The sequence below is a fragment of the Rhodococcus sp. EPR-134 genome, from assembly GCF_001647205.1.
GTDB classification, from domain to species: Bacteria; Actinomycetota; Actinomycetes; order Mycobacteriales; family Mycobacteriaceae; genus Rhodococcus_F; species Rhodococcus_F qingshengii.
The window spans coordinates 1-6237 of sequence record NZ_LVCT01000680.1 but is presented as its reverse complement, the minus strand read 5'-3'; the positions used below and the strand labels follow the sequence as shown (position 1 = coordinate 6237).

General features: G+C 62.7%; 6 protein-coding genes. 4 read left to right on the top strand and 2 right to left on the bottom strand.

Features of this window, described 5'->3' with window-relative positions:
- The 3 genes from A2J01_RS29840 to A2J01_RS29830 all read left to right on the top strand — a co-directional run.
- On the top strand, positions 1–838 hold an 838-nt coding region (locus A2J01_RS29840; protein ID WP_231916084.1), incomplete at its 5' end, for a GNAT family N-acetyltransferase.
- The gene (gene menC / locus A2J01_RS29835) at positions 828–1961 is read left to right on the top strand and encodes an o-succinylbenzoate synthase (protein WP_030535169.1); all 1134 of its coding nucleotides are present in this window, start codon (positions 828–830) and stop codon (positions 1959–1961) included. The genes A2J01_RS29840 and menC, both read left to right, overlap by 11 nt.
- A 123-nt stretch (positions 1962–2084) precedes the next feature.
- Entirely contained in the window at positions 2085–2765 is a 681-nt protein-coding gene (locus A2J01_RS29830; RefSeq protein WP_064114172.1) for a 3'-5' exonuclease, read from the top strand.
- A gap of 28 nt (positions 2766–2793) precedes the next feature.
- On the opposite strand, the gene A2J01_RS29825 is transcribed toward A2J01_RS29830, so the two are convergent.
- Both A2J01_RS29825 and A2J01_RS29820 read right to left on the bottom strand, forming a co-directional pair.
- Positions 2794–4221 (bottom strand): amidase, encoded by a 1428-nt coding sequence (locus A2J01_RS29825; RefSeq protein WP_064114171.1) that lies wholly within the window; start codon positions 4219–4221, stop codon positions 2794–2796.
- 115 nt (positions 4222–4336) lie between these two features.
- On the bottom strand, positions 4337–5203 hold the full coding sequence (locus A2J01_RS29820) for a helix-turn-helix transcriptional regulator (protein ID WP_030535167.1): 867 nt from the start codon (positions 5201–5203) through the stop codon (positions 4337–4339).
- Between the two features lie 131 nt (positions 5204–5334).
- On the opposite strand from A2J01_RS29820, the gene A2J01_RS29815 reads away from it, so the two are divergent.
- Positions 5335–6237 (top strand): AMP-binding protein (locus A2J01_RS29815; RefSeq protein ID WP_156519446.1); only part of this gene is annotated, 903 nt, incomplete at its 3' end.

The window sequence follows — 6237 nt, the reverse complement described above, 5'->3', positions numbered from 1 at the left end:
TCTGAAGGGGGCCCTCGTGTCGAAAAGCAAAGCGGTTGAGTTTCGAGAACTGGTCGATACCCGCGAAATAGCCGATCTATCCGCCGTTTTCGACGAGATCTGGGCTACCAGTCCCGGACCGGCTCATTTCGGCACTGCGATGTTGGTTGCGCTTCACCACGGTGGTCACTACGTGGTGGGAGCCTTTTCCGAAGGCGAAATGATCGGTGGTTGCGTCGGATTCTTCGTCGAGCCTCTCGGCGAGGTTCTGCACTCACACATCGCCGGAGTACTACCGGGACACGCAGGCAAGGGAATCGGCCGCGCCCTCAAGCATCATCAGCGAGACTGGTGCATCGAGCGCGGCGTCAGGACGATCCGGTGGACCTTCGATCCACTGGTCGCACGAAATGCCTATTTCAACATTCAGCGTCTCGGAGCCGAACCGGCCGAATACAACCCGGATTTCTACGGGTCGATGGCAGACGGAATCAACGCAGGCGACGCCAGCGATCGTATGCTCGTCAGTTGGGACCTCGACGTCGATGGATCTCCGAGTTCTACTGTGGCCGTGAATGATACATTCAAGGTGCTTCAACCCACCGAAGACGGTACGCCTCGAATGCTCCCGATCCCACCCGACTGCGTCGATATCGCAGTCGGAATACCCAGAGACATCGAGCATCTGAGAACAGTCGACCGCGCCTCTGCCTTTGCCTGGCGACACGCGCTTCGCGAGTACCTCGAACCACTGATCGCCTCGAAGGAATGGCAATCGACCGGCTTCGACCCCAGCGGCTATTACATGTTCACGAAAATCTGCGAGACAACCGGAGAAGAGCAAGTCCATGCACATTGAGTCCGTCGAATTGCGCGAACTGCGCATCCCTCTCGTCTCCCCCTTCACCACGTCATTCAGCACCCAGCTCGAGCGCAACACCCTCGTCCTGAAAGTGAGCGGCACCACCGACGGCCCCAACGGTCCGGTGGAGACCGTCGGCTGGGGCGAGTGCGGCTCGCTCAGCGATCCGTACTACAACTCCGAATACACCGCTGGTGCGCGGGCGATGCTTCGCGAGTATCTCGTTCCGACGCTGCGTAAGTCGCAGTCGGATCAGCCGCTCTCGGCCGAGACGGTCGGCAGCGTACTTCACCACGTCGTGGGTCACCAGATGTCGAAGTCGGCTATCGAAATGGCAATCCTCGATGCTGAATTGCGGGCTCGTGGACAGTCTTTCGCTCGGTACCTCGGTGCCACTCGCACTCGGGTGCCCTCGGGAGTGTCCGTCGGCATCCAGGACAGCATTCCGCAGCTACTCGAAACCGTCGGCAACTATCTGTCGCAGGGTTACGTGCGAATCAAGCTGAAGATCAAGCCGGGCTGGGACATCGCTCCCGTGGCTGCGGTGCGCAAGGAGTTCGGCTACGACGTTCCTCTGCAGGTCGACGCGAACGCCGCGTACACCCTCGTCGACGCGCAGTTGCTCCGTCGCCTGGACGAATTCGCACTGCTCCTCATCGAACAGCCGCTGGCCGAGGACGATTTGGTGCAGCACGCCAAGCTCGCCCAGTCCCTTTCGACTCCGATCTGCCTCGACGAGTCGGTCGAGTCGGCCAAGGATGCGGCGGATGCCATCACGCTCGGCGCCGCTTCGGTCATCAACATCAAGCCGAGCCGTGTCGGTGGATATCTGGAAGCCAAGCGCATTCACGATCTCGCCTCGGCGCACGGTATTGCGGTGTGGTGCGGCGGAATGCTCGAGACCGGAATCGGCCGCGCCGCCAACGCAGCCCTCGCGGCGTTGGACGGATTCACGCTGCCCGGCGACATCTCGGCGTCCGATCGCTTCTACAAGGAAGACATCACCGAACCTTTTGTCATCGAGGACGGCCACATCGCCGTGCCGCAGGGACCGGGCTTCGGTGTGACTCCGCGCGAAGACGTCATGGATCGCTTCACGGTCGGAACCGAGATTCTGTAGGTCCGTCACACAGTCACGCAGCAGCCACCTCCACCGTCACCCCGGAGGTGGCTGTTCGTCGTTTGTGTCGGTAGGGGGGTGCATAGTGATTCGGACATGACGTTCTGCACCGAAAGGCCCCCGATGAGTAGCTGGTCCGATCGCCCGATCTGCGCGTTCGACCTCGAGACCACGGGGCGGGATCCGTCGACCGCTCGTATCGTCAGTGCCTGCGTCGCGGTGATCGACGGTTCGAGTGTCGAAACACGCACGTGGCTACTCGATCCCGGCGTCGACATCCCCGCCGGCGCCTCGGCTGTTCACGGCATCAGCACCGAGTTCGCGGCGCAACACGGCCAGGATTATTCCGAGGGCTACGAAGAGATTCGCGAGGCTCTGCACAATTCCTGGGCGCGCGATCACGCCGTCGTGGCGTTCAATGCCTCCTATGATCTGACGGTCATGCATGCCGAGGGTCTGCGCATCGGCAAGCCTGCATTCGTTCCGGGGTTGGTGATCGATCCGTACGTGATCGATCGGGCGATGGATACGTTCCGCAAGGGCAAGCGAACGCTTGCGGCCGTGTGCGAGCACTACGGAATTTCATTGGAGTCGGCGCACGAAGCCGAGGCCGATGCCAAAGCTGCGGCAGCGTTGGCCCGCGAGTTGGCCGTGCGGTTCCCCGACATCCTGGGGCTCGATCTCATGGTCGATCAAGCCGATTGGCACGCAGAGCGGCAACGCGATTTCGCCGAGTACCTTCTCAGCCAAGGGAGGGACGTGGCAGATGTGGACGGCCAGTGGCCGATTCGCATCATCGCCTGACGTCCTCCCCGGCTCGGACGACCGCGCGCTACGCCGGGACCGGCGGCCACACCGGCGCAATGGACCACGGACGGGCTGTTTCGAGCTGCGACGCAACCTGAATCAGCAGATCTTCACGGCCGAACGCGCCGACCAACTGCACGCCTATCGGAACGCCGGCCGAGTCATGACCCATCGGCAAGGAAATCGCCGGCTGACCTGAACTGTTGAACGGACTGGTCAAGCCGCTGTACCCGGCCGAATGCTCCCAGATCGACATAGGATTCGCCGTAGCGAGCAGACCGAGCGGAGCTGCCGGCCGAGCCATCGTCGGAGTCAGCAACAGGTCGTGATCGACAAAGAACGCACCGATCACCTGAGCGGCCCGCTCGAGTTCCTGCAATGCCTTGACGACGTTCGTCGCACTTTCGGACTTCGCGCGGTCGTAGATCATCCGCGCCATCGGCTCGAGGTCGTCGTCGCGGATCGCGCGATTCAGGGCGGCGAGTCGTTCGTCGACCTCGATCGTCATCGGAATGCCCATCAACACCGAAAGCCCGGCAGTGAGCGCATCGAGCGGAAAGTTCGGGGCACCCTCGGTGACATCGTGACCGAGTTCTTCGAGCAGGCCGCCAACACCGGTCGCGACGGCCGAGCACTCCGGGTCCACCGGGGTGCCGTCAGGAAGAGCGGTACTCAAACCGATCCGCAACCGTCCGGGATCGGCACCCACTTCCTCGATGTACGGCCGCTTCGGCGCCAGGATCACGTAAGGATCGCCCACTGTCGGCCCGGCGGACAGATCGAGAAGCAACGCAGTGTCGCGGACACTTCGGGTGAGCGCGTGATGAACACTCATCGGCGACGAGAAGAGCGTGCGCGCCGGTGCCGTCGGAGTACGTCCTCGGCTCGGCTTGAGGCCTACCAGGCCGCAGGCCGATGCGGGAATACGGATCGATCCACCACCGTCGCTGGCATGCCCGCCTGGCACGATCCCGACGGCAACAGCTACAGCCGTGCCACCCGAAGATCCGCCGGGCGAACGATCAAGGGCGTAAGGGTTACGGGTGGGTCCGAACAGCGCAGGTTCGGTACTCGCGTTCTTGCCGAACTCCGGGGTGTTCGTCTTGCCGATGACAACCAGACCAGCCTGGCGGTAGCGCTCGACGAGCGTCGAATCTTTTTCTGCCACAGCGTCGGCGAACAATCGAGATCCATTGGTGCTCGGCAATCCTGCGACGTCCATGCCGAGGTCTTTGATCACGAACGGGACGCCCTGCAGTGGACCATCCGGCAGGCCGCCTGATACCTCGTTGCGCGCTTCCTCTCGGCGCTCACTGATCACCGCGTTGACTGCCGGGTTGCGCTCGTCGAGCCTGTCCAGACTGAACTCGAGGACTTCCTTGGCGGAGACGTCGCCGCTCTTGATCGCTTCGGCCAGGCCGGTCATGTCGTTGTTGTCGAACAAATCCTGCATCGATGCCCTCATCACTCGTGTCGAACTCTGCCGATAGTGAGGTCCGTCATATCAACCGGAGTGGCGACGCAGTTCCGAAATTCCGCTTGGCGGGACCGATCAGAGAATCAAGCCCTCACAGAATCAAACCTTGCCGCCGCGCTTCCACGACCGCTTCGTGACGACTGCGGACGTCGAGTTTTCCCATCAGATTCCTCATGTACGTCTTGATCGTTTCGACGCTCAGGGACAACCTCTCGGCGATCTCGGCATTGCGCAGTCCGAGAGCGACGTACCCCATCACCTCCCGCTCGCGTGGCGACAGGACAACGGTGTTCGCGACTGGAGTGTTCGCGGAAGGTTTCGGCGACGCCAACGCCCGCAACTTTGCCTCGACCGCGAGGACCTGCGCGCTGAGAGCCATGTCCTCGAGGTTCGCCGCGATCTCACCGAGCGCCAGGACGCTCTCGGTCAGCCCTTCGGATATCTGGGCATCGCGGTTCGAACCATGTTCCACCGCAGCGGTATCGAGCATCGCCACCCGACGATCCACTTCGTCGCGAATCTCGAATTCTCGGGCCAACGCGTACGACGATCGCATCATCGTCTCGGCGATCACGTCGCCGATCGGCAGGTTGGCACGCAGTCCTCCGTAGATCGCTCCGCGAGTAACCCCGCGTACGACGATCGGGACTGCCATCAAGGATTCGATCGCTTCGGTGCCCACTTCGTAGTCGTAGTCGTGAGTGATGTGCGACGAGTTCGCGTAGTCCTGGACCGCGCCCGGTCGTTGTTCTGCGATCGCCCGACCGCCGAGTCCGCATTCGGCGTCGATCCGCAGGTTTCGCAGGATGTTGCTGCGCGTGCCGACGTGACCGGTGATGGTCAGCGACCGGTCGCTGACGCAGCCGCCGAACAGAACCGGCAACTCGGTTTTGGGGTGCAGCCGACGCAGTTCGGCGCGCAACGCGTCGTCGTCGCTCGGTCTCAGTACCCTGCTCACTCTCACCTCCACGTACCCAATTCAGAGGGTAGCGGCACCTTTGGCTGGGCAATAGCGTGCATCCAGGCCATTTGTAGTGCCGATCACACTTATCGTGACACCAACCGTGCCACGTCGCCTTCGGAGGAACCGTGTCTGTCCCGACAGCTGTCGCAGCCAACAACACCCCGCTCAGTCCGCTGCGCTTTCTCGAGCGCAGCGCCGCGGTGTTCCCCGAGCGCACCGCCGTCGTTCACGGCGACCGGACCTACTCGTACCGAGAGTTCGGTGACGAGGTCGCGGCTCTGGCCCGCGTCCTGCGTGAACGCATTCAGCCCGGTGACCGCGTTGCATACCTGGCGCCGAACGTACCCGAGATGCTGTTCGCGCATTTTGCCGTCCCCCTCGCCGGCGGGGTCCTGATCGCCCTGAACTCACGCCTCGCCGGTCCCGAACTCGAATACATTCTCGATCACTCGGGAACCACGATCCTGTTCGTGGACTCCGAATTCGTCGGTTCGGTCACCTCGTCCAAGGCAAACGTGGGGAGCCTGCGTGAGATCGTCGAGATCCCGGACTCCACCGTCCCCTATCCGGACGTTCCCACCGGAATCGTCACCGGGCAGTACGCCGATCTGATTGCCGAAGGCGAAGCTCTCTCCGATCAGCCACTGCACTGGGGCGTCGACGACGAGCAGCAGTGCATCGCCATCAACTACACCTCGGGTACCACCGGAAAACCCAAGGGCGTCATGTACTCCCACCGCGGGGCGTACCTGAACTCGCTCGGCGAGACATTCCACAACGGCTTCGACGGAGCGACGAAGTATCTGTGGACACTGCCGATGTTCCACTGCAACGGGTGGTGCACGCCGTGGGCCGTCACTCAGGCCGCGGGCACACACATCTGCCTGCGCGCGGTCCGCGCCGATGCGATCTGGGACGCCATCGACAATCTGGGCGTGACACATCTGTGCGGCGCTCCTACCGTCTGCTCCACCATCGCCGACGCAGACCAGGCCCACAAGGTCGACGCCTTGCGCATCACCACCGCC